The sequence below is a fragment of the Deinococcus wulumuqiensis R12 genome (assembly GCF_011067105.1).
Classification (GTDB): domain Bacteria; phylum Deinococcota; class Deinococci; order Deinococcales; family Deinococcaceae; genus Deinococcus; species Deinococcus wulumuqiensis.
This window is the reverse complement of record NZ_CP049357.1, coordinates 1597539-1620673: the sequence shown is the minus strand read 5'-3', so window position 1 is coordinate 1620673 and position 23135 is coordinate 1597539. Positions and strand designations below refer to the sequence as shown.

General features: G+C 67.8%; 23 protein-coding genes, 1 tRNA gene and 1 other RNA gene. 11 read left to right on the top strand and 14 right to left on the bottom strand.

Going from position 1 to position 23135, the window contains the following annotated elements; genetic code table 11:
* Positions 1–146: 146 nt before the first annotated feature.
* Entirely contained in the window at positions 147–1436 is a 1290-nt protein-coding gene (aceA, locus tag G6R31_RS07910) for an isocitrate lyase (protein ID WP_017870977.1), read from the top strand.
* Positions 1437–1666: 230 nt separating this feature from the next.
* Here aceA and G6R31_RS07905 read toward each other — a convergent pair whose 3' ends face one another.
* Together G6R31_RS07905 and G6R31_RS07900 are read right to left on the bottom strand one after the other, a co-directional pair.
* Positions 1667–2512 (bottom strand): ion transporter, encoded by an 846-nt coding sequence (locus G6R31_RS07905; protein WP_229659289.1) that lies wholly within the window; start codon positions 2510–2512, stop codon positions 1667–1669.
* 105 nt (positions 2513–2617) lie between these two features.
* Positions 2618–3052 (bottom strand): hypothetical protein, encoded by a 435-nt coding sequence (locus tag G6R31_RS07900; protein ID WP_017870975.1) that lies wholly within the window; start codon positions 3050–3052, stop codon positions 2618–2620.
* A 155-nt stretch (positions 3053–3207) separates the two neighbouring features.
* Between G6R31_RS07900 and G6R31_RS07895 the strand changes: the two genes are divergently transcribed.
* From G6R31_RS07895 to G6R31_RS07870, 6 genes are all read left to right on the top strand, one after another.
* On the top strand, positions 3208–3684 hold the full coding sequence (locus tag G6R31_RS07895) for a hypothetical protein (protein ID WP_025568135.1): 477 nt from the start codon (positions 3208–3210) through the stop codon (positions 3682–3684).
* A 155-nt stretch (positions 3685–3839) separates the two neighbouring features.
* Positions 3840–4745, top strand: coding sequence for a histone deacetylase family protein (locus G6R31_RS07890; protein ID WP_017869085.1), 906 nt, complete (start codon positions 3840–3842; stop codon positions 4743–4745).
* A 193-nt stretch (positions 4746–4938) separates the two neighbouring features.
* Entirely contained in the window at positions 4939–5577 is a 639-nt protein-coding gene (locus tag G6R31_RS07885; RefSeq protein WP_017869084.1) for a cyclic nucleotide-binding domain-containing protein, read from the top strand.
* A 305-nt stretch (positions 5578–5882) separates the two neighbouring features.
* Entirely contained in the window at positions 5883–6932 is a 1050-nt protein-coding gene (locus G6R31_RS07880) for a DNA double-strand break repair nuclease NurA (protein ID WP_017869083.1), read from the top strand.
* 23 nt (positions 6933–6955) lie between these two features.
* Positions 6956–8764 (top strand): ATP-binding protein, encoded by a 1809-nt coding sequence (locus tag G6R31_RS07875; protein WP_017869082.1) that lies wholly within the window; start codon positions 6956–6958, stop codon positions 8762–8764.
* 96 nt (positions 8765–8860) lie between these two features.
* The gene (locus G6R31_RS07870; RefSeq protein ID WP_017869081.1) at positions 8861–9727 is read left to right on the top strand and encodes a DMT family transporter; all 867 of its coding nucleotides are present in this window, start codon (positions 8861–8863) and stop codon (positions 9725–9727) included.
* 64 nt (positions 9728–9791) lie between these two features.
* Here G6R31_RS07870 and G6R31_RS07865 read toward each other — a convergent pair whose 3' ends face one another.
* Positions 9792–10694: a transglutaminase-like domain-containing protein gene (locus tag G6R31_RS07865; RefSeq protein WP_026138653.1), complete on the bottom strand. Its 903-nt coding sequence runs from the start codon at positions 10692–10694 to the stop codon at positions 9792–9794.
* A 141-nt stretch (positions 10695–10835) separates the two neighbouring features.
* Between G6R31_RS07865 and G6R31_RS07860 the strand changes: the two genes are divergently transcribed.
* Entirely contained in the window at positions 10836–12881 is a 2046-nt protein-coding gene (locus G6R31_RS07860) for a thioredoxin domain-containing protein (RefSeq protein ID WP_017869079.1), read from the top strand.
* An 81-nt stretch (positions 12882–12962) separates the two neighbouring features.
* Here G6R31_RS07860 and G6R31_RS07855 read toward each other — a convergent pair whose 3' ends face one another.
* The 8 genes from G6R31_RS07855 to mqnP all read right to left on the bottom strand — a co-directional run bounded on the left by G6R31_RS07855 (position 12963) and on the right by mqnP (position 18364).
* Entirely contained in the window at positions 12963–13151 is a 189-nt protein-coding gene (locus G6R31_RS07855; protein ID WP_152423406.1) for a hypothetical protein, read from the bottom strand.
* A 293-nt stretch (positions 13152–13444) separates the two neighbouring features.
* Positions 13445–14125: a ribose 5-phosphate isomerase A gene (gene rpiA, locus G6R31_RS07850; protein ID WP_017869078.1), complete on the bottom strand. Its 681-nt coding sequence runs from the start codon at positions 14123–14125 to the stop codon at positions 13445–13447.
* Entirely contained in the window at positions 14125–14658 is a 534-nt protein-coding gene (gene prxQ, locus G6R31_RS07845) for a thioredoxin-dependent peroxiredoxin PrxQ (protein WP_025567489.1), read from the bottom strand. The genes rpiA and prxQ overlap by 1 nt, the downstream gene beginning before the upstream one ends.
* 17 nt (positions 14659–14675) lie before the next feature.
* The gene (locus G6R31_RS07840) at positions 14676–15095 is read right to left on the bottom strand and encodes a PaaI family thioesterase (protein WP_017869076.1); all 420 of its coding nucleotides are present in this window, start codon (positions 15093–15095) and stop codon (positions 14676–14678) included.
* A gap of 364 nt (positions 15096–15459) precedes the next feature.
* Complete coding sequence (locus tag G6R31_RS07835; RefSeq protein WP_017869075.1) at positions 15460–16593, bottom strand: LysM peptidoglycan-binding domain-containing M23 family metallopeptidase; 1134 nt, start codon at positions 16591–16593, stop codon at positions 15460–15462.
* Positions 16594–16670: 77 nt separating this feature from the next.
* Positions 16671–17132, bottom strand: a complete 462-nt coding sequence (locus tag G6R31_RS07830) for a hypothetical protein (protein ID WP_017869074.1) — start codon at positions 17130–17132, stop codon at positions 16671–16673.
* A gap of 57 nt (positions 17133–17189) precedes the next feature.
* Entirely contained in the window at positions 17190–17486 is a 297-nt protein-coding gene (locus G6R31_RS07825) for a hypothetical protein (RefSeq protein WP_017869073.1), read from the bottom strand.
* Positions 17468–18364, bottom strand: a complete 897-nt coding sequence (gene mqnP / locus G6R31_RS07820) for a menaquinone biosynthesis prenyltransferase MqnP (protein WP_017869072.1) — start codon at positions 18362–18364, stop codon at positions 17468–17470. Before mqnP ends, G6R31_RS07825 begins: the two co-directional genes overlap by 19 nt.
* Positions 18365–18569: 205 nt before the next feature.
* On the opposite strand from mqnP, the gene ssrA reads away from it, so the two are divergent.
* Together ssrA and G6R31_RS07810 are read left to right on the top strand one after the other, a co-directional pair.
* Positions 18570–18917, top strand: a transfer-messenger RNA (tmRNA) gene (gene ssrA / locus G6R31_RS07815).
* A 54-nt stretch (positions 18918–18971) separates the two neighbouring features.
* Positions 18972–19056 (top strand) — tRNA-Leu (locus G6R31_RS07810).
* A 216-nt stretch (positions 19057–19272) separates the two neighbouring features.
* On the opposite strand, the gene mglA is transcribed toward G6R31_RS07810, so the two are convergent.
* A complete protein-coding gene (gene mglA, locus G6R31_RS07805) occupies positions 19273–19863 on the bottom strand; it encodes a GTPase MglA (RefSeq protein WP_017869071.1) in 591 nt (196 codons plus the stop codon).
* A gap of 126 nt (positions 19864–19989) precedes the next feature.
* Positions 19990–20475: a GTPase-activating protein MglB gene (gene mglB, locus G6R31_RS07800; RefSeq protein ID WP_017869070.1), complete on the bottom strand. Its 486-nt coding sequence runs from the start codon at positions 20473–20475 to the stop codon at positions 19990–19992.
* A 100-nt stretch (positions 20476–20575) separates the two neighbouring features.
* On the opposite strand from mglB, the gene G6R31_RS07795 reads away from it, so the two are divergent.
* Positions 20576–22486 carry a phosphodiester glycosidase family protein gene (locus G6R31_RS07795; RefSeq protein WP_051056449.1) on the top strand — a complete coding sequence of 637 codons (1911 nt, stop codon included), beginning with the start codon at positions 20576–20578 and terminating at the stop codon, positions 22484–22486.
* A gap of 7 nt (positions 22487–22493) precedes the next feature.
* On the opposite strand, the gene G6R31_RS07790 is transcribed toward G6R31_RS07795, so the two are convergent.
* Positions 22494–23078: a 3'-5' exonuclease gene (locus G6R31_RS07790; protein ID WP_026138652.1), complete on the bottom strand. Its 585-nt coding sequence runs from the start codon at positions 23076–23078 to the stop codon at positions 22494–22496.
* Positions 23079–23135: the final 57 nt, after the last annotated feature.

Genomic DNA, 23135 nt, shown 5'->3' with positions numbered 1-23135 from the left:
AGGCGTACACCACGCACGGGCCGGGGTCAGGGCGGGCAAACTGTCCTCACTGAAACGAAGGGACGCGGCGCCACAGCGCGCAGCGAAACGGACCTCCCCACGGTGGGCGAGGCCACTGCCCCACACCCTTCGAAAGGAGCCGCAGCATGACCACCACCCCCAAAACCCCCGCCGAAATCCTGGAAAAGACCTGGCAGACCGAGGAACGCTGGCAGGGCATCAAGCGCAACTACACCGCCGAGGACGTCGTCAAGCTGCGCGGCAGCCTGCCCATCGAGCACACCCTCGCCAAGCACGGTGCGAACAAGCTGTGGCAGCAGATGAAGGAGATGCCCTTCGTCAACGCGCTGGGCGCCCTGACCGGCAACCAGGCCATGCAGCAGGTCAAGGCGGGCCTCAAGGCGATTTACCTGTCGGGCTGGCAGGTCGCCGGTGACGCCAACAACGCGGGCCAGATGTACCCCGACCAGAGCCTCTACCCCGCCTCCAGCGTGCCCGATGTCGTCAAGCGCATCAACAACACCCTCAGGCGCGCCGACCAGATTCAGACCAGCGAGGGCAAGAACGACATCGACTACTTCGTGCCCATCGTCGCCGACGCCGAAGCGGGTTTCGGTGGTCCCCTCAACGCCTTTGAGCTGATGAAGGCCATGATCGAAGCGGGCGCAGCGGGCGTTCACTTCGAAGACCAGCTCGCCAGCGAGAAGAAGTGTGGTCACCTCGGCGGCAAGGTGCTCGTGCCCACCTCGCAGTTCATCCGCACCCTGAACGCGGCCCGCCTCGCTGCCGACGTGAGCGGCGTGCCCACCGTCCTGATCGCCCGCACCGACGCCGACGCCGCCAACCTGCTCACCAGCGACGTGGACGACAACGACAAGCCCTTCACGACCGGCGAGCGCACCCCCGAGGGCTTCTTCTACGTCAAGCCCGGCATCGACCAGGCGATTTCCCGCGCCCTGGCCTACGCCCCCTACGCCGACGTGATCTGGTGCGAAACCAGCGTGCCCAACCTGGAAGACGCCAAGAAGTTCGCCGACGCCGTTCACGCCCAGTTCCCCGGCAAGCTGCTGGCCTACAACTGCTCGCCCTCCTTCAACTGGAAAAAGAACCTCGACGACGAAACGATTGCCAAGTTCCAGGTCGAACTGGGCAAGATGGGCTACAAGTTCCAGTTCATCACGCTCGCCGGATTCCACGCGCTGAACATGAGCATGTTCGACCTCGCCTACGGCTACGCCCGCAAGCAGATGAGCGCCTTCGTGGAACTCCAAGAGCGCGAATTCGCGGCCCAGGAACGCGGCTTTACCGCCGTGCGCCACCAGCGCGAAGTCGGCACCGGCTACTTCGACCTCGTCTCGCAGGCGGCGGGCGGCGGCCAGAGCAGCACCACCGCGCTCGCCGGCAGCACCGAAGCCGAGCAGTTCGCGCACCACTGAAGTTTCCCCAGAGCTTGACCATGCCAGGAGCCTCCCGTTCGGGGGGCTTTTTTTGTGTCCTTATACGGATTCCGCTTCATTCCTGCACAGTCGGGCCTATACAGTTGGGAAGGCGCCGCCTGTGCATCCATATCGCAGAATCCGTATTTTTTCCTACTCGCATCCGCTCTGCTGCGCAGCTTTGCAAGTCGGATTGAATCTGAAACGACCAGATTCAATCGGAATCCGTATTACCCCGGCAGGTTCTCCCCGCAGCGTTTGCAGAAGTGGGCGTCGGGGTCGTGCTGGCCCAGGCCGCACTGCGGGCAGGTCCGGCCCCGGCGGGCTTCCCGGGCTTCCTGCAAGCCCACGGTCACGATGCCGGTGGGCACGGCGATGATGGCGTAACCGGTGAGCATGGCGAGGGTGGCGATGAACTTGCCCAGGCCCGTCTTGGGCGAAATGTCGCCGTAGCCGACGGTGGTGACGGTCACGACGGCCCAGTAGATGCTGGTGGGAATGGAGGTAAAGCCGTGTTCCGGCCCCTCCACCATGTACAGCAGCGTGCCGAACACGATGACCATGGACAGCACCGAGATGAAAAAGACGATGATCTTTTCCCGGCTGGCCCGCAGCGCCTCCCCGATCAGGCTGGCCTGGTCCGAGTAGCGGGCGAGCTTGAACACCCGGAAAATCCGCAGCAGCCGCAGTGCACGCACCACCAGCAGGTACTGCGTGCCGGGAAACAGCAGGCTGAGGTACGACGGCAAAATGGTGATGAGGTCCACCAGCCCGTAGAAACTCAGCGCGTAGCGCAGGGGCCGCCGCGCCCCCAGCAGCCGTCCCAGGTAATCGAGCGTGAACACCACGGTAAAGACCCACTCGGCCCAGCGCAGGCCCTCCCGCGTCGGGCGCGACAGGCCGGACACACTTTCGAGCATCACCGCGATGACCGATGCCACGATCAGGACGATGACGACCTTGTCGTAGGTGCGGGCGGCGGAGGTGTTCAGACCGAAAATGAGGCTGCCCAGCCAGCGGCGCCAGGGAGCGCGGTGGTCGGGAGCGGGCAGGTCCAGGTCCGGCGGCAGGGTCACGGCGGCGAAGATAGCGCAGCCACCGGTCCGCCGGAGGGTCGGCAGCCGCAGCAAGCAAAAGGCCCAGGGTGCGCTGCCCTGGACCTTGCCTCCTCCATGCTGGTATTACTCCGGCAATTCCCCAATGTTCCACCCGTCGATGGCGTCGAAACGCAGCGACAGCGCGGGCAGGTTGATGACGCGGTGACCCTGGTACGAGCGCACGTCGATGAGGTAGAGGTGCTCGAAGTGGACCGGTTCGTCGGCGGCGAGCTGCTCGGGGCTGAAGACGGTCTGGGCGGGGTACATGGCGAGCAGGCCCTCCAGAATCTCGGGGTCGCTGTCCGGCGCCGCGCGGAGCAGAGCGCGCATCCGGGCGTTGTAGCCGTCGGGTCCGGCGATCCGGCCCGAGAACATGCTGCCGCCCGAAATCACGATGACCGGCGGAAACGACACTTCGGGAAAGTCGCGCCCTTCTTCCCACGCGGGGTCCTGGGTCACGTTGCGGGCGGCTTGGTGGGCCATCTTGGCCTGGTACATCCTCAGGTAATCGAGCGACATGGCTTTCAGAGTAACGGGCCGGGCGGGTAGGCTGCGAGGCATGTTCTCGCCCATGCCCCTGGCCCCTGGTCCTGTCGCCACCTTCGGCTGCGGCTGGCTGGCCGACGTGGGTCCGGGGCGAGCCGGAGAGAAGCCGCCGGAAGAGGGGCGCTGAGATGCTTCTCGGGCTGCTGATTCTCCTGCTGCTGAGCCTCAACCTCGGCGGCATCTTCAGCGCGGCGATGCAGTTCGGGCGTCAGGAGGTTCTGGCTGGCCTCGGCACGCTGCTGATGGTCGGCCTGCTCGACGCCGTGGGTTTCTGGCTGCTTCAGGGGCTGCGGGGCAGGATAATACGGATTCACCTCGGGTGCGGCGAGATTCGCGGTAGTGGGAAGGTAAAAATGCCGTGCAGAGCGCGGGAGCGGTCTCCGCCTTCCAGTCCTGCCCTCGTCATCGCGTGGATTTCCCCCCTCGCCGGATGGATTTCACTTCCGATCGCTTTCCACAGCGCCGAGCAAAAGGTCCCCCACAACATGGTTTGCGCCTCGGTTGAACACTCATTTGCCGCCGCACCCGAGGTGATTCCGATTGAATCTGGTCGTTTCAGATTCAATCCGACTTGCAAAGCTGCGCAGCAGAGCGGATGCAAGTAGGAAAAAATACGGATTCCGCGATATGGATGCACAGGCGGCGCTTTCCCGACTGTGCAGGAATGAAGCGGAATCCGTGTAAGGCGCGCCGCGACCTTTCCGGTTCTCCTTCCCGGTCCTCACAGACTCGGCCCGCGCCACTCTCTACCCTGGCCCCCATGCCGCACCCCTTTCGCGCCTACTCGCCCGCCGACTTCGGGTTTCCGCTGCCCGAGGGTCACCGCTTTCCCTACTACAAGTACGCGGGCGTGCGCGAGCGGCTGACCGGGCTGCTGCCCATTCTGAGCACCCCGCAACTGCGCTGGGCCGACGCGGGGCGGGCGCACGACCCGCTGTGGCTGCGGCGCTGGCGGCGGGGCGAGGTGGACCGTCGCGAGCAGCGCGAGTTCGGCCTGCCCTGGTCGCCGGAAGTGGTCACGCGGGCGCTGCGGGCGGCGGGGGGCAGCCTGGCCGCGCTGCACGACGCGCAGAGCGTGGGCTGGGGGGCCAACCTCGCGGGCGGCACCCACCACGCCTTTCATGACCGCGCCGAGGGCTTTTGTCTGGTCAACGACGCGGCGATTCTGACCCGCATCGCGCTGGACCGGGGGACGGCGCGGCGGGTGGCGACCCTCGACCTCGACGTGCATCAGGGCAACGGCACCGCCAGCATCCTCGCGCCGGAAATGGCGGCGGGCACGGCCTTTACCCTCAGCATTCACGGCGAGCGCAACTATCCTTTTCGCAAGGAACGCAGTTCGCTCGACCTCGGGCTGGGCGACGGGGTGACGGACGCCGACTACCTGGACGTGCTCCGCCGGGAAGCCCTGCCCGCGCTGGACGCCTACCGCCCCGACCTGCTGCTCTACCTCGCGGGAGCCGACGTGCTGGCGGGGGACCGCTTCGGCCGCTTCGCCCTGAGCGTGGACGGCGTGCGCGAGCGCAACCGGGCTGTGTTTCGCTGGGCACAGGCGGCGGGAATCCCCATCGTGACCATGATGGCCGGGGGCTACAACCACGACCACGCCCTGACCATCGAGGCGCACGCCAGCGTGGTGCTCGACGGGCTGGAAGTGCTCGGCTGATCCCGCTGGGCCTGCCTTCTTCTGCGGAGCTGCCGCAAAGGGGCCGCCGACGTGTCTTCATGGTGAATGAAGGCGCCACCTCACGCCCGGCCCATGCGCGGCGAGGACAATGTAAAAAGTAAAGCAATTTGCGCTCCACGCTACATTTCCCAGGCTACATTTTCCAGCCCGTTTCTCGTTTCTGGAGGCTCCCATGTCCCCGACGCCGCTTCCTTCGGCTTCTGCTTCCGTACCGCTCCCCCCCGAAAGCCGCCGCCCGGTTCGCCGGGGCGAGACGCTGTACTACGCCGGTGACCCCTCGCCCACCCTCTACCGCCTGGAAACGGGCCTGCTGCGGGCGGTGCGCCTGACCCCGCAGGGCCGCAACCTGACTGTGCGCCACATTCAGCCCGGCGACATTTTCGGTGAGGAAGTGCTGCACGGGCAGCTGCGCACGCACCAGCTCGTCGCGCTGACCGACGCGCTGGTCACGCCGCTGCATGTCGAGCAGCTCACCGTGCGCGACCTGTGGGACGTGACCCGCAGCCTGAGCCTTCAGCTCCAGCGGGCGGTGCAGGGCAGCATTCATGTGCAGGACGGCGACCTGCGCGAGCGAATCGCCCGCTACCTGCTGAGTCTGGCCGACTCCAGTCTGGGCGGCACCCACGCCAGCGGTCAGCGCTTCGTGCGGGCCACCCACGAACTGATTGCCGAGGGCACCGGCGCCACCCGCGAGAGCGTGAGCAAGCTGATCGGCGAAATGCGCGACGACGGCCTGCTGCTTCCCGCCTACCGCTGCCTGACCCTGACCGACGAAACCGAGCTGCGGCGCCTGAGCGGGTATCACGGGTAAGACGCAGAGGGCAGGGCAGAGGGGAGAGAGTGGAGAGTGCAGGGCTTTTTGAGGCGCTGGGGCGAACGCTCTGGCCCCCTTTCTTTTTGCCCTTCACCCTCCACCCTCCCCTCTGTGCCCTCCGCGCCCTGTTCTGCCCCTGATACGGATTCCGCTTAATTCCTGCACAGTCGGGAAAGCGCCGCCTGTGCATCCATATCGCGGAATCCGTATTTTTTCCTACTCGCATCCGCTCGGATTGAATCTGAAACTACCAGATTCAATCGGAATCCGTATGACATCCCGGCTGCCGTACAATCCTGCCTATGCGTATTCGTCTGGACCCCTGGCCTATAGATACTTTCGAGGGGCAACTGACGCTGAAACCCTTTGCCGGACTGGTGTTCGACGTGGAAACCGACCGCTGGGAGGCCATTCCCACCCGGGGCATTCCGGAGGCGGTGCGCGAAGTGCTGGTGGTGGACGGCAAACCCCGCATGGAAGCGCGGCTGCTGATGGACGACGACGCGGGCGAACTGCACCTCGCGGCGTTCGGGGCGTATGTGGTCGGCGCGGTCAGCCTGTGCCCGCACGGGTCGCGGCAGGCCGAGCTGCTGGAGGTGCGGGCGCGGCGGGTGCTGGCCTACAGCTCGGACGCGCCGCTCGAACCGGCCCGGCTCAGCCCACGCAACCCGCACACCGGGGTGCTGGAATACGAGCCGCACGCCTTTTCCGGGCGTCAGGTCGAAGGCCCCCGCGCCGCCGTGCAGAAACTGATGTTGCAGGCGGAGCAGAGCCTCAGCCGCCAGCTCGCCTCGCCCACTCCGCTGGAAGAAGGCGACGCCGACGCCCTCCCCGAGTCGCTGGTGTTGCAGGACGGCCCGGTGCGCCTCGGCGGGGGCGGCAGCGCGGTGGTGGGCTATGTCAAGACCCTGCACACCGATTACCTGGGGGCCGACCGCATCGGGCTGCTGAGTGAGCTGAAATGCGGCGAGCGCACGCCCATCCTGCGCTTCCGGGTGGGGGACCGGGGCGGCGCCGTCAGCGAAGCCGAGGGCCGCGAGCAGCGCTTTACGTGGTACGTGCGGCTGTGCGAGGCGCCGTTTTACCAGCACCCGCTCGCCGGAATCATGCGGCTGGAAATGCACGCGCCCGAGGACAGTTCGTTCGTGCCTGCCGCCGTGCAGCAGATTGCCGACCTGTCGGGGGCGCTGCTGGGCAAACTCGGCAGCAAGCTTCACAAAGACCCCCGCGCCCCGCAGAACCTGATTCCCACGGCGGCGCTCGAACAGGCGATGAACCGCAGCATGGGTAACCTTGACCTCGTGACCCGGCGCATCCGCACGCACCTGGTGGCGCAGGGAGTGGTGGCGTGAGCGGCGCGGAAGCACCCATCGGGATGGTGCTGGGCACCGAGGACGTGACCCCCACCGTCTTCTGGTTTGCGGTGAAGCACGGCGCGAGCGTGGGCCTGGATGACCTCGTGGTGGTCGAGACTCGCAAGCCTGACAGCACGCCAGTGCGCTTTTACGGACTGGTGGACAGCGTCCGCAAGCGGCACGAGGGCGTCACCTTCGAGTCGGACGTGGAGGACGTGGTGGCGGGCCTGCTCCCGGCGACGGTCAGTTACGCCGCCCGGGTGCTGGTCACGCGGGTGGACCCCGAGAACTTCATTCCCCCGCAGCCGGGCGACGTGGTGCAGCACGCGACGGGTAAAGAACTCGACATGGCCCTGAGCGCCGACAAGATGGAAGAAGCTGCCTTTCCGGGGGGCCTGCTGGCCGACGGGCAGCCGCTGCCGCTCAACTTCCGCTTCATCAACGGCGAGTCGGGCGGGCACATCAACATTTCCGGGATTTCCGGTGTGGCGACCAAGACGAGTTACGCGCTGTTTCTGCTGCATTCCATCTTCCGCAGCGGGGTAATGGACCGCACCGCCCAGAAAAGCGGCGGGCAGCAAAGTGGCACGGCGGGGGGACGCGCCCTGATTTTCAACGTCAAGGGCGAGGACCTGCTGTTTCTCGACAAACCCAACGCCCGCATGAACGAAAAGGAAGGCAAGGTCATGCAGGCCAAGGGCCTGAGCACCGACCGCTACGCCCTGCTGGGCCTGCCCGCTGAGCCATTTCGCGACGTGCAACTGCTCGCGCCGCCGCGTGCCGGGGCGTCCGGGGCTGCCATCGTGCCGCAGACCGACCAGCGCAGCGAGGGGGTCACGCCCTTTATCTTCACCATTCGCGAGTTCTGCGCCCGGCGAATGCTGCCCTACGTGTTTTCCGACGCCTCGGCCAGCCTCAACCTGGGCTTCGTCATCGGCAACATCGAGGAAAAGCTGTTCCGGCTCGCGGGGGCGCAGACGGGCCGGGGCACCGGGCTGGTGGTCCACGACTGGCACTTCGAGGAAAGCGAGACGCCGCCCGAGAACCTCGACTTCTCCGAACTCGGCGGGGTCAACATCCAGACCTTCGAGCAGCTCATCGGTTACCTCGAATACAAGCTGCTCGAAGAGCGCGAGGGCGAGGGCGACCCCAAGTGGGTGCTCAAGCAGTCGCCCGGCACGCTGCGGGCCTTTACCCGGCGGCTGCGCGGCGTGCAGAAGTACCTCTCACCCCTGATTCGCGGCGACCTGACCCCCGAGCAGGCTGGGGCGTACCGCCCCGACCCGCTGAGGCGCGGCATTCAGCTCACGGTGGTGGACATCCACGCCCTCTCCGCCCACGCGCAGATGTTCGTGGTGGGCGTGCTGCTGCGCGAGGTCTTCGAGTACAAGGAGCGGGTGGGGCGGCAAGACACCGTGTTCGTGGTCCTCGACGAGCTGAACAAGTACGCCCCGCGTGAGGGCGACAGCCCCATCAAGGACGTGCTGCTCGACATCGCCGAGCGTGGCCGCTCCTTGGGCATCATCCTCATCGGGGCGCAGCAGACCGCCAGCGAGGTGGAGCGGCGCATCGTGTCCAACGCGGCCATCCGGGTGGTGGGCCGCCTCGACCTCGCCGAAGCCGAGCGGCCCGAGTACCGTTTCCTGCCGCAGAGCTTCCGGGGCCGCGCCGGAATCTTGCAGCCCGGCACCATGCTGGTCAGCCAGCCCGACGTGCCCAATCCGGTGCTCGTCAACTACCCCTTCCCGGCCTGGGCCACCCGCAAGGACGAGGTGGACGACCTCGGCGGGCAGACGGCGGCGCAGAAAGGAGCGGGTCTGCTGCGGTGAGCCCTGGCCCTGCCCCAGTTTTCCGATGACCTCTCGAATCACCCGCGCCGCCGTCTGGACAGGCTGGAAACCCCGCCCTGCCCTACACTCCCCTTCATGACCCGCCGCGACGTCCGTGACCTGTTCCTGCTCTCGGCGTTCTGGGGCATGTCCTTCCTGCTCATCAAGTGGGCGGGGCACGACTTTCCGCCCGTGTGGGTGGCCCTGCTGCGCTCGGTGTTCGGGGCACTGGTGCTGCTGCTGGCGATGACCGTGACCCGCACGGCCTTTCCGCCGCGCCGGTTCTGGCCGGTGCTCGCACTTCTGGCCCTGCTCAGCAACGCCTTTCCCTGGCTGATGTTCGCGCTGGGCGAGCAGACCGTGAGCAGCAGCACCGCCAGCATCCTCAACGCCGCCACGCCGCTGTTTACCCTGCTGATTGCGCTGGGCCTGGGCGACTCCCGCCCTTCGGCGCAGATGGGGCTGGGTGTGCTGGTCGGGCTGGCGGGCGTGGCGCTGACCGTTTCCGGCGGGCTGAGCGGCGGGCAGGCGTCGCTCTCGGGCGTGCTGATGATTCTGGCCGCCGCCCTGAGCTACGGCGTCGGCGGCGTGCTGAGCAAGAAAAAGGCGGCGGGCCTGACCCCCCTGAGCGTGGCGGGCAGCCAGCTGCTGCTCTCCAGCTTGCTGCTGCTGCCCTTCGCCGCCTTCGGTCCCCACCCCGCCGACGTGTCGCTGCGGGCCTGGGGCGCGGTGGCCGCGCTGGGCGTTTTCGGCAGCGGCCTGGCCTACCTGCTCTTTTACGCGCTGCTCGCCCGCGTGTCGCCCACCCAGACCTCGGCCGTGACCTACATCCTGCCCATCTGGGGCCTGTTCTGGGGCGCTTTGGCGGGCGAGCATGTGGGCCTGGCCTCGCTGCTGGGGGTGGCGGTGGTGCTGCTGGGCGTGGTGCTGCTGGGCGCGCCGCCGCTGCGCCGGGCGACCTGAATTCATGACAGGGCGAACGGGCCGGAGACTCTGATTCTCCGGCCCGTTCGCGTTGTATTTGCGCTCAGAAGATGCGCGGGTTGGGCGCGATGTCGAGCGTGTTGTCGAAGTCGGTTTCGTCGGCCCAGACCTTCATGTTCACCAGTTTGGCGCCGCCGAAGGACGTGGTGAAGGCCACGTCGGAGGCGTCCCGGCCCTGGGCAATCAGCACGCGGCCCGTGCGCGGCTTGTTGTGGCGGGCGTCGAAGGTGCGCCACTCGCCGTCGATGAACGCCTCGAACCAGGCGTGAAAGTCCATCGGCACGGGGTCGGGCGGATAGTCGATGTCGGGCATATAGCCGCAGACGTAGCGGGCCGGAATGTTGAGCGCCCGGCAAAACGCCACGCCCATGTGCGCGAAGTCGCGGCACACCGCCCGCCCGCTGGCGAGGGCCTGCGACGCGGTGGTGGTCGAATTGGAGCCGTAGCCGTACACGCAGGTGTCGAACAGGTGGTCGCACACCGCCTGCACCTGCGCCCAGCCGCCCTGAATGTTGCCGAAGCGCTCCCAGGCCTCGCTGCTCACGAGGTCGCTGTCCACATAGCGGCTCGGCAGCAGGTACTGCAAGGTGTCGTCGGGCAGTTCCTCGACCTTCATCTTGCGCAGGTGGGGCAACTGCGGGTCGGGTCGGCGCTCGACCTCGGCGATCAGGTCGTGCCCGATGACGAATTCGCCCGGCTGCGCCACCGTACGCCAGACCAGGTTGCCGTGGGTGTCGGTGTAGGTGTGGATGCCCTCGGCGGCCCCCAGGGGCTTCTGGGCAATGAGCCGCTGGCGGGTGCCGGTGGGGAAAAGGCGCTCCTGGGGCTGCACCACAAAGAGCATGGGCGTGGGATAGGGAACCTCGAACGTCAGGGAAAAGCCCGCCCGGACGCGCACGGGCTTTTCGAAAGGGGAATCCTGCTGGGACGTGTTGGTCATTGTCATGGCACAGTTTGCCGCTTGGCGGGGCGCCGTGAGTGTGATGCCTATCTGACCTGCCCTGGCGAGTGGGTCGCCCCGCCTGTGGTCTTCTTCATTCGCGTCCGGGCCGGCGCACTGGATCGGGGCGCTGGGGTAGCCTGCCCTATGCCCAACCGACTCGCCCAGGAAAGCAGTCCGTACCTTCTTCAGCACAAAGACAACCCGGTGGACTGGTGGCCGTGGTCGCCTGAGGCCTTCGAGGAAGCCCGCCGCCGCGACGTGCCGGTGCTGCTCAGCGTGGGGTATTCCACCTGCCACTGGTGTCACGTGATGGCGCACGAGTCGTTCGAGGACGACCAGACGGCGGCCCTGATGAACGCCCGCTTCGTCAACGTGAAGGTGGACCGCGAGGAACGCCCCGACGTGGACGCGGTGTACATGGCGGCGACCCAGGCCCTGACCGGGCAGGGCGGCTGGCCGATGACCGTGTTTCTGACGCCCGACGCCGAGCCGTTTTACGCCGGGACCTACTTCCCGCCGCAGGAGGGAATGGGCCTGCCGAGTTTTCCCCGCCTGCTGAGCAGCATCGCCACCGCGTGGGACAGCGGACGCGGCGACCTGCTCGCGAACGCGCAGGCGCTGACCGACCATATCCGTGAAGCGAGTCAGCCCGTCCGGCGCGAGGGCGACTTGCCGCCCGGCGCCCTGACCCGCGCCGTCGAGAACGCCGCCCGCCTGTACGACGAACAGCTCGGCGGCTTCGGCCAGGCGCCCAAGTTTCCGGCCCCCAGCCACCTCGACTTTCTGCTCACCCAGCCCGGGGGCCGCGAGATGGCGCTGCACACGCTGCGGATGATGGGCGCAGGCGGCATCTACGACCAGCTCGGCGGCGGCTTTCACCGCTACTCGGTGGACGCGCAGTGGCTCGTGCCCCACTTCGAGAAGATGCTCTACGACAACGCCCAACTGACGCGCACGCTGCTGCGGGCCTACCAGCTCACCGGGGAAGAGGACTTCGCGCGGCTGGCCCGCGAGACGCTGACCTACCTGAAGCGCGAGATGCTCGCGCCGGAGGGCGGCTTCTATTCGGCGCAGGACGCCGACACGCCCACCGAGGAAGGCGGGGTGGAGGGCCTGACCTTCACCTGGACCCCCGAGGAACTCCGCGAGGTGCTGGCGGCCTCGGGCCTGGAGGCGGACACCGACCTCGTGCTGCGCTACTTCAACGTCACCGAACACGGCAACTTCCGCGACCCGCACCAGCCGCAGTGGGGCAGCCGCAGCGTCCTGCATGTGCCGCGCCGCGCCGCCGACCTCGCGCCGGACCTGGGCCAGGACGTGCCCGCCCGCCTGCAAGCCGCCAAGGACAGCCTCTTTGCCGCCCGCCAACGGCGCACGCAGCCCGGCACCGACGACAAGGTGCTGACCTCGTGGAACGGGCTGATGCTCGCGGCCCTGGCCGACGCGGGCCGCATTCTGGGGGAAGAAAAGTACCTGCTGCTCGCCCGCCGCAACGCCGAGTTCGTCCGCCGTGAGCTGCGCCTGCCCGGCGGCACCCTGCGCCACACCTTCAAAGGCGGGCGGGCCAGCGTGGAGGGCCTGCTCGAAGACCACGCCCTCTACGCGCTGGGGCTGGTCTCTCTCTATCAGGCGACGGGCGACCTCGCGCACCTGCACTGGGCGCGGGAGTTGTGGCAGCTCATCCGGCGCGACTTCTGGGACGAGTCGGCGGGGGTCTTCTACTCCACCGGGGGCCAGGCCGAGGCGCTGCTCACCCGGCAGGCGCAGTTTTTCGACGCCGCGATTCTCAGCGACAACGCCGCCGCCGCCCTGCTCGCCGTGTGGATGCACCGCTATTTCGGGGACGGGGAAGCGGAGGCCATCGCCCGGCGCACGGTTCAGAGCTTCCACGCCGAACTGCTCGCCGCGCCGACGGGTCTGGGCGGACTGTGGCAGGTGGCCGCTTTTCTGGACGCGCCGCACACCGAGGTGGCCGTCATCGGCACGCCTGCCGAGCGTGAGCCGCTGGAGCGCGAACTGGCGCGGCATTTCCTGCCTTTCACGGCCCTCGCTCCGGCAGAGGAAGGCGCGGGGCTGCCCGTGCTGGAAGCGCGGCCCGGTGGCGGTCAGGCGTATGTGTGCGTGAACCACGCCTGCCAGCTCCCGACCAAAGACCCGGCAGAGTTGAGCCGACAGGTGGCGGCGCTGTAGGGGCCAGAGGGGGCAGGAGGAGACGTCTGCGCGCCTTTCCCTCTGTTTGGCAGGGAGAAGCGACGCGTTTCTCTCCTTCTCTCAGGTTGACGTTCGCCACACCTCTTGTCTCAGGGTCTCACCGTCGGGGGTAAGCAGCCGCAGTTGCCAGCCGCCTGCCACTGGCTGCACGTCCACGTGGGCAGAGGCCAGGGCTCGCGGATGTTCGCCGTCTTCGCCCAACCCTTCCAGAACAACGTCGTGGGCGGTGTTGAGGGCAGACCATGCCACATCACCCTCTAGCATTCCCGACAGCTCCAAGCCGCCAAAACTGCGCCCCCGCCAGTGAAAACCCAGGCCCCCACTTTCCACCTCATACGGATTCCGCTTAATTCCTGCACAGTCGGGAAAGCGCCGCCTGTGCATCCATATCGCGTAACCCGTATTTTTTCCTACTCGCATCCGCTCGGATTGAATCTGGTAGTTTCAGATTCAATCGGAATCCGTATCAGCGGAAAAATGGGGACCGAAGAAGTGGTTCAGCGCGTCAGTGAGAGCGGGAAGGACCACCGCACCACTCATGTTCAGCGCACCAGCTCCCGCACCCCGTCCGGCGCGGCCACGAACGCCCGCTCGGCCATGCCCAGGAACAGGCCCGTGTCCACCACGCCCAGTGTGCCCTTGATGCGGCGTTCGAGTTCATGTGCGTCGAAGTCGGCGGGCAGCCCCGCGTCGAAGATGTAGTTGCCGTTGTCGGTGACGTAATTCTGTGCGCCGCTCATCCGCAGGCGGCCCGAGGGCAGGAACCCGCGCAGCCGCTCGATGGTGGACAGAAAGCCGAACGGCACGATTTCGATGGGCAGCGGGGCCTTTTCTCCCAGCTTCTGCACCAGTTTGGTGTGGTCGGCAATGATAATCAGGCGCCCGGCCTGCACCTCGGTGACTTTTTCACGCACCAGGGCGCCGCCCAGTCCTTTGATCAGGTCCAGATTCGGGGCGATTTCGTCGGCGCCGTCGATGGCGATGTCCAGCGGGCGCGGGTCGAGCGGCTCGGTGGGAATGCCGACCTTGCGGGCGAGCTGCTCACTGGCCTCACTGGTCGAAACGCCGACAATCCCCGTCAGTTCGCCCGCCGCCAGCTTGCGCCCGATTTCCTCGATGGCGTATTTGGCGGTGCTGCCGGTGCCCAGGCCCACCCGCTGCCCGCTCCGCACCAGGGCGACGGCGCGCAGGGCCGCTTCTTTCTTCAGTGCTTCCAGGTCCATCACGCCTGCCCCCGCGCCTTTACGTCCTGGTCGATGGCGGCGGCCACCGCGTCGGCGTGTCCGTCCACCTTCACCGCCAGCCACGACTTGACCAGTTTGCCGTCAGGACCGATCAGGAAGGTCTGCCGCTTGACGCCCTCGGTGGTCTTGCCGTAGCTCGTCTTGGGGCCGAAGCTGCCGATGGCCCGCAGAAATTCGGCGTCGGGGTCGCTCAGCAGGGGAAAAGGCAGGCTGTACTTCTCGGCGAACTTCCGGTGGCTCGTGGCGTCGTCACGGCTGATGCCCAGGATGGCCGCGCCGTGCTGTTTCAGCATCTGGTGGTCACGGAAATCGCAGGCCTCGCGGGTGCAGCCGGGCGTGTCGTCCTTGGGATAGACGTACAGCACGACATATTTGCCGTCGTACTGCCCCAGGGTGTGCAGGTCCCCCGCCGCGTCGGGCAGCGAGAACTCGGGAAAGGAGTCGCCGGGCTGAAGCCGGGTTCCTTCGGTCTGGGCGAGTGTGGGCTGGGATTCGGGGGCCGGGTCGGTCATGGTCACAGGGTAAACGCTCAGGACTTGGGATAGAGCACGGCCTGCGTGCAGCGGAACAGCGCCATGACCTGACCCTGCTCGTTGCGGACCTCGGCGTCCCAGACCTGGGTGGTGCGCCCGGCGTGGACGGCGCGGGCTTCGCAGGTCACGACCCCCTGGCGCGAGGTGGCGAGGTGGTTGCTCTTGAGTTCGATGGTCGTAAAGCCGCTGGCCTCGTCGGGCAGCAGGGTGCGGGTGCCGTAGCCGCAGGTCGTGTCGGCCAGCGCCACCACCGACGCCGCGTGCAGGTAGCCGTTGGGCGCGAACAGCTCGGGCCGCACCGTCAGCTCCGAGCGCAGCAGCCCGTGCTCGATGTGGGTAAAGCGGATGCCGACCAGACCGGGCAGGAAGCCCTCGCCGCGCTCGTTGAGTTCTTCAAGGGTGGGAAGGGGACGCATGACTGTCACTGTAGAGGGTCCGGTGCCCGGCTGCTGCCGATTGCGCCCCAAATCCGTGCCCCTGAAAACCCGTGTCCCCGAACCTCCAGTCGTCTGCCGGTCATCCGGCTTCAGGGGGCCAGGCTTCAGGGGGCCAGACTTCAGGGGGTCAGACCTTAGAGCAGTTCTCCGAATTACGTGATGCGCGGAACGGCACCCCGCATCACTCCATTCTCTCCTGCGGAGCTGTACCAGTCTGCTGCGGACTCGCAGAGCTGCCCCGCAGAGCTTTGCAAGTCCGCCCTGCTCCGTGTTTTGCACTCGCTCTCTGCGAGCTGTCCCAGTCCGCTCGCCAAAAAGACGTTGCGTCTTTTTGTCAAATGCTCTAGGGCCAGACTTTGCCCATCCACCCCGCCGGGTTGGTGCCCTCGCCGCGCACCCGGACTTCGAGGTGCAGGTGTGGCCCGGCGCTCAGGCCGGTGCTGCCGACCTCGCCCACCTTCTGACCGCGCGTGACCTTTTGCCCGGCCTTGGCCGTCACCTTGCTCTGGTGGAAATACAGGCTGACCACCCCGGCCCCGTGGTCGATGACGACCAGCCCGCCGCGCACCGGGTAGCGTCCGGCGATGACCACCGTGCCGTCGTTGATGGCCAGGACGGGCGTTCCGGTGGGGGCGGGGTAATCGGTGCCGTAGTGGTAGGCGACCTTGCCGCCCTGCACGTAGGTGCGCGGCTGCCCGAAGGAGCTGCTGGTGGCCTTGCCGCTGGCGAGCGCGGGCGCGAAGGGCCGCTGCCACTGCTGCGGCGTGCGGCGCAGGTAGGCCTGTTCCACGGCGGCGTCCTCGGCTTCGCGGGCAGGGTCTTGCAGCACCCGGCTGATGCTCTGCGGCAGGTTGAGATGCTGCACCCGCTGTCCCAGGTCGCCCACCGGAATCTGCCCGCGCACCACGTCGCCGCCCAGCCGCACCTCGTAGATTACGGGCGTGGTCTTGCCCAGCACCACTCGCCCCGGCACCACGTACTGCTCGCCGCTCCACAGGGGGCGCAGTTCCTCGTTGGGGTGGCGCACGTCTTCGCCGAGTTCGCTCGGAAAGCGCACCGTCGCGTTTCTGGCCTGCTCGCCGGTCAGCCGCAGCACGAAGCCGTCGCCCATCTTCAGGCTCCTCGGCGCCGTGACCGTCAACCCCGGCAGCTTGAGCACGTTGGGCGCCGTCGCCACGGTGGGCAGCTTGGCGGGCGCAGGTTTAGTGGGCGCAGGTTTGGCAGGTGATGGGGCCGCTGGAGCCGGGACAGGGGCAGGCGTCGCCGCGCCCTCGCCCGGCAGTTTGATGACCTGCCCGACCCGCAGTTCGGGGGTGCTCAGGCCGTTGAGCCGCATCAGGGCTTCGACGGTCAGGCCGCTGCTGCGGGCCAGCGAGTAGAGGGTGTCACCCGGCTTGACGGTGTAGGCCCCCGCCACACCCGAAACCAGAAGCGCCCCCGGAAGCAGGGCGGCGAGCAGCAGAAAACGGGCCTTCATACGCCAGAGGATAACGGCGGGCGCGGTGAGAACTTTCCCCGCCTGGGGGCTGCCCTTGCGGCGGCGCGGGCGAACCCTCAGCGGTCCCCTTCGCGCACGACGAACCCGTGCAGGGGCGGCAGCGTTCGGAACGTCACCCAGTCGCCCGGCTGCGCGGGCGGCAGCGCCCCGAACGCCGCCAGCACCAGCGGCAGTCGCGCCTGCACCACCCACACCCGGCGCGACGCCTCCACCACCTGCCCGCATCCCGTGACCGCCGAAACCCCCTGCACGGTCAGGCGTTCTTCGGCTGCGGCGTGCGGCCCCAGCACCTCGGTGCCGTCCGGGTCCAGCAGGCCGTGGACGACCACCCGTGCCGGACCGGGCCGCGCCGCGTAGGGGCCGCAGCGGTCGAACAGGTACAGCACCCGTCCCCCGGCCAGAAATTCCAGCAGCGGGCTGCCCTCGTGCTGCGGGTACAGTGTGCCCTGCGCCGCGTGGGGGGCGTAGCGTTTGGCGAACTCCGTCTCGGAGGTTTCCAGGGTCCGGTCCTGCGTCAAGCGGGCGCACTCCGGCGGGGCAGAGGAGGACGAAGGGAAAAGAACATGAGGGGCATTTTAGGCGCTTTCCCCGCCTGCCCGCGCTTCGAGGTCGTCCAGTGTCGGCAGCTCGGCCCCGAGGCGAAGCAGCGCCGCGTCCGAGCGTTCCAGGGCAAAGGTGCCTTCCACCTCGCGCAGCACGTGGATGGACACCAGACCGTAGAGCCGCTCGAGCCGCGCCCAGTTCAGGCTGCCGGGGCGCTGGGCGTCACGGGCGCGGGCGAGCAGCGTGCGGGCGTGGTGCTCGTCTCCCGCCGCAAAAGCCTGCGCCGCTGCCAGCGGAATCCAGTCGTCCGTCAGGTCAGGGTGCGCCACGTCACGTCCATGACCACCCCCAGCAGCATGGTGATCGCCAGCCACATGTTCGCGTCGAAAAAGGCCACGTTCACCCGCCCCAGGTCCTGCGGGTCCACGATGCGGTGCTCGAACAGCAAAATCGCGCCCATCACCAGCGCGGCGAGGAAGTACCACACGCTCGCCCCGGCCAGCACGCCGACGAGCAGCAGCAGCAGGAAGGTCAGCAGGTGACTGACCGCCGCGATGTTCAGCGCCGCCGGAATGCCGAAGCGGGCGGGGATGCTCTTGATGCCGCTCGCCCGGTCAAAGGCGTAGTCCATCGTCGCGTAGATGGTGTCCAGACCGATCATCCAGAAGATGACTACCGCCCACAGCGCCCACGCCACCGGATGAAACTCCCCGGTCACGGCAATCCAGCCGCCTGCCGCCGCCGCCCCGTCGGTCACGCCCAGCCAGGCGTGGCACAGCCAGGTGTAGCGCTTGGTGTAGGGGTAGCCGATCAGGAACAGCAGCGCCAGCGGCAGCAGCGCCACGCACAGCGGATTGAGCTGCCACGCGGCGAACATCAGCACCGCCACGCTGACCCCCACCAGCGCCCACGCCTGCGCCGGGCTGACCTTGCCGCTCGGCACCTCGCGTCCCGCCGTGCGGGGGTTGCGGGCGTCGATGGCCCGGTCGATGACCCGGTTGGCCGCCATGGCCGCCGTGCGGGCCGCCGCCATCGCCACCGTGACCCACAGCAGCGTGTGCCAGCCGGGCCAGCCGGTGCCGTTCTGACTCAGGCTCGCCAGCAGCATTCCCGCATAGGCGAACGGCAGGGCGAACACCGTGTGTTCGAACTTCACGAGTTCCAGATAGGTCTTGACCTGGGTTCCGCTCCGGGCAGCCGCGCTCACAGTGGGGCAGGATAGCGCGTGTACGCGCAGGGGGGCAGAGTCGGCCCCGGCGACACCCGGCCCCGGCGCTGACCCGCAGATGAGGGGAAGCCTCAGGCAGGGTCAGGGCGGCTGCGAGGCGACAGGCGCGACAAAATCTCTATTTCCTGCTATCCTGTAGGACGCTGAAGCAGGGGAAGAGATGCCCCCCCGCCGAAAGCCCGCTGGGGGTGACCCGGTTTCGACAGGGGAACTGAAGGTGATGTTGCGTGTCGAGGTGCCGTTGGCCTCGTAAACAAACGGCAAAGCCATTAACTGGCAACCAGAACTACGCTCTCGCTGCTTAAGTGAGATGACGACCGTGCAGCCCGGCCTTTGGCGTCGCGGAAGTCACTAAAAAAGAAGGCTAGCCCAGGCGACTCTCCATAGCCGACGGCGAAAATTCATGGAGCTACGGCCTGCGAGAACCCGCCCGCTGGTGAGCGCCGGCCCGACAATCAAACAGCGGGATACACACGTAGACGCACGCTGGACGGACCTTTGGACGGCGGTTCGACTCCGCCCACCTCCACCACCTGCCCCCTGCCCACCCGGCGGGGGGTTTTTTATATACTCCGCTCTGCTCCCAGCCGGGATGGCGGAATCGGTAGACGCATTCGACTTAAAATCGACCGAGGCAACTCGTACGGGTTCAAGTCCCGTTCTCGGCACCAAAGGCAGCAAAACGAAACGGCCCCTGCACCGGTGGGGGCCATTTCGTTTTGCCTGGTCACTCATACGGATTCCGGTTGAATCTGGTAGTTTCAGATTCAATCCGACTTGCAAAGCTGCGCAGCAGAGCGGATGCGAGTAGGAAAAAATACGGATTCTGCGATATGGATGCACAGGCGGCGCTTTCCCGACTGTGCAGGAATGAAGCGGAATCCGTATCAGCGGTTGCGCGAGAGCCTTTCGAGCACGAGGCGGCTGGTGGCCTTGAGCGTCTCGAACACGCCCGTGCCGTTCGAGGCGACGGCTTCGTAGGTGGGGTAGCGCTTGTGCGGGTCGATCACAGCGCGGATCATGGCGGTGGGCAGGGCGTCGGGAAGGTCGCGCTTGTTGATTTGAATGACGATGGGCACGTCGTTGATGTCGATGCCGTGTTCGGCGAGGTTCTCACGCAGGTTGCGCATGCTCTCGGCGTTGGCCCGCAGGCGTCCGGGCGCCGAGTCGGCCACGAAGATGATGCCGTCCACACCGCGCAAAATCAGCTTGCGGCTGGCGTTGTAAAAGACCTGCCCCGGCACGGTGTACAGGTGAAACCGGGTCTTGAAGCCCTGCACGGTGCCGAGGTCGAGCGGCAGGAAGTCGAAAAACAGGGTGCGCTCGTCCTCGGTGGCGAGGCTGACCATCTCGCCGCGCAGGTGGCCGGGCACCTTGCCGAACACATGCTTGAGGTTGGTGGTTTTGCCGCACATACCGGGGCCGTAGTACACGATTTTGCAGTTGATTTCACGGGCGGCGAAGTTGATGGTACTCACGTGACCTCCGGGGCAAAGAAGCTGGGCGGGGCCGCAGCACTGGGAAAAGGGCAGGGAAGGGGGGACATGAAAACGGGCGGTGCGCCCCGGACAGAGAAGCAGAGGGGGCGACGACAGCGGGGGCGATTACCCGAGCAGGTCGTCGAGCAGGGCCGCAGCGCCCTGACTGAAGTCGGCGCCGAGTTCGGGTTCGGGCAGGTCGCTGACTTCCTGAAGAATGGGTTCGAGCTTGCCGATGGTCTTGCGGGCGTACACCTTGACCTTGCCCAGCGCCACGCTGGAGTCGAAAATCAGGGTCAGCAGGGCGTCGCTGCCGACCGATTCGACGTACAGCGTGCCGTTTTCACCCTGATGGGTCTGCTCCGCGAACGTGGCTTCACCCAGCATGTTCGCCAGCGCGGTGGTGGCGGCGGCGTTGCTGGCGACCAGCGTGGCGACCGAGTCCAGCGCGGGGGGGCGGGGCGCCCACAGAGCCTCTTTGTGCGAAAGCACGAAGCCCTTGCGGTCCACCAGCAGGCAGTAGCGCACGCCGGTGACGCCGAGCAGCTCTTCCAGATGCTGATCGACCCGGGCGAACGCTTCGCCGTACAGGGCAAGTGAAGGTTCAATCATGTCACCGCGCAGTATAAGGAGCGCTCTGGCACAAAGCTCTGACGGCCCGCTCCTGTGCGTGCCGCTCGGCATTCTTGCCCGCTATGCTCCCCACGTGAAGATGCTGGCTTTTTCCCTGGTCGCCCGCTCATGCTCGCCGCTGGGCGCCGGGATACTCACGGCGGCGCTCTGCCTGACGGGAGGAGGAGCGCAGGCCCGGCCCGTCGCCATCGGGGGCAGCGTGCAGGCGGCCAGCGTGGGCACCCGCTGGCTGGGCGGGACTGTGGGCGGCACGGAGATGCTGCCGGTCTGGGCGCTGCCCCGGCTGGGGGTCGAGGTCCGCAACGACCCGAACGACCTGCGCCTGAAGTGGGGAGGACGCGAACTGCGGTACGCCCCGGGCCGGGGCTGGCGGGCGCTGGGCCTGACCCTGGGTGCGCCCCTGCCCGCGCCGCAACTCGAGGGCCAGAGCCTGTACGCGCCGCTCGCCGCCCTGCGCCTGCTGGGGGTGCCGCTGGAAGCCGACGCGCCGGACCTGCTCGCCTTCGCCGCGCCGCTGCGGGTGCCGGGAGAGACGCTGCCGCCCTCGCCCGATTTGCCCCCCTCGCCTGAGATGTCGGCCTCCCCCGTGGTGCCTGCCCGCGTTCCGGTGGGGGCCGTGACCACCGCCCCGTCCCCGGCCCGGACCTCGCTCTTGCCCCTGCCGGACTTCGGCGTCCGGCTCCAGACGGTGCGGGTGGGCCGCGAACTGCACCGCCAGATAGAGACGCAGCGGGTGGTCCTCGAACTCTCGGCGCCGGTGGCCCCGGAGGTGCAGCGCACGGCGAACGGGCTGGCGGTGCGGCTGCCGGGGGTGGGGACCGTGACTGGCGAGCAGACCCTCGCCTCGGGGGACACGCTGAGCCTGGACATGGATGCGGGGGGGAGCTGGGTGCGCCTGCAAACCGGCGGTGGCCGCAGCGAGGTGTTCACGCTCAGCGACCCTCCCCGCGTGGTGATCGACACGGTGACGCAACTGGGCCGCGAGGTGCCGCCGCCGATCAATCCGCAGGCCCTGCCCGCAGGCGTGACCTACCGGCAGCTCGGCGGGCTGCACCTGCTCAGCTTCGACCCGGCCCGCTTTCAGGCGCAGGTGGTGTCGGCGCCGCGCGGGACGTTTGCCGAGGTCGCGCAGCTCGTCGCGCAGGTGGGCGGGACAGCGGGGGTCAACGCCAGTTATTTCGACCCGGCCTCGGCACTGCCGGTGGACCTGGTGGTCAGCGGTGGCCTGATGACCGCCGCCAGCCTGGAAAAACGCGCCGCCGTGGGCCTGCTGCCGGGGGGCGGCCTCGTCTTCGGGTATCCCAGACCGCGCTACCGTCTGCGCGGCCCTTTCGGTGAGGTGCAGGCCAACGCGGTGACCAGCCGGGCGAGGCCGGACTGGCTGACCGCCTTTGTCGGTGACGGCCACACGGAAACGGGCGCGGCGGGGTTCCTGACCCTGCATGTCCGGCTGGGCGGGAGAACAGTCGAGCGGGCCGTGTCCGGTCCTCACGTGCCCCCGGTGGGCACCCTCACCCTGACCTTCGACCCTGACCGCTTCGCGCAGTTGCCCCGGCAGGCGGGCGAGGCGCTGGAGGTCAGCCTCGACTGGCGCTCGGACGACGCGCCCTGGCCGCTGACCCGCGACGCCCTGAGCGCCGGGCCGCTGCTGGTTCAGGCGGGCCGCGCCGTGACCGACCCCCGGCGTGAGGGCTTCAACACCGCCGCTTCCATCTGGCGCCCGACCCGGCAGGTGGCGCTGGGGCTGTGGAAAGGCCAGCCCACCGTCGCCTATCTGGAACACGGCACCCCCGAGGCTTTTGCCGCCGCGCTGGTCGGCGCGGGCCTGAGTGACGCCCTGCGCCTCGACAGCGGCAGCAGCGCCAGCGCCTACCTGACCGGCGGCTACGGGAACCTGGGGGGCTACCTCAACACGGTGTGGGGCCGCCCGGTGCCCAACGCCATCGTGTTCGTGCCGAAGCTGACAGGTGCAGTGAGTGAGGGCCGATAGGGAAGCCTTACCCGCTCTCCCCGAGCAGTTCGCGCAGGCGCAGGTAGGCCTGGGCGGTCACCTGCACGTCGCCGTAACTGCGGTGTCGCCCGCCGGGGGCGAATTCCAGCCCCAGCCGCTCGGCCAGGATGGTCAGGTTGTGCGCCCGTTCGCGGGGAAAGGCGCGGCGCGAGAGCTGCATGGTGCACAGCTCGCGCTCGGGCGCCCAGCTCAGGCCCAGGCGCCCGGCGCCTGCCCGCATGAAGCTGCCGTCGAAGCCGACGTTGTGGGCCACCACCGCCGATCCGCCCACGAAGTCCAGAAATCCGGGCAGGGCCTGTTCGATGGTGGGGGCCGAGCGCACCATCTCGTCGCTGATGCCGTGAACCTGCTGGGCCTGCCAGGGAATGCTGAGCACGCTGCCGTCGGGCCGGGTGGGGCGCACCAGCGTCTCGAACTTCAGCGCCTCGTCGATGCGTCCGCCCACGATCCTCACCGCGCCGATTTCGACGATGGCGGCGCTGGCCGGGGAAAACCCGGTCGTCTCCAGGTCGAACACCACCACGTCCTGCGGCCAGGGGCTGCCCTTTCCTTTCGTTATACCTGCCGTCACCCCCTGAGGCTAGCGCCAAAGCAGGGCGCCGGGAAAACAACGGAGGACCAAGGCGCC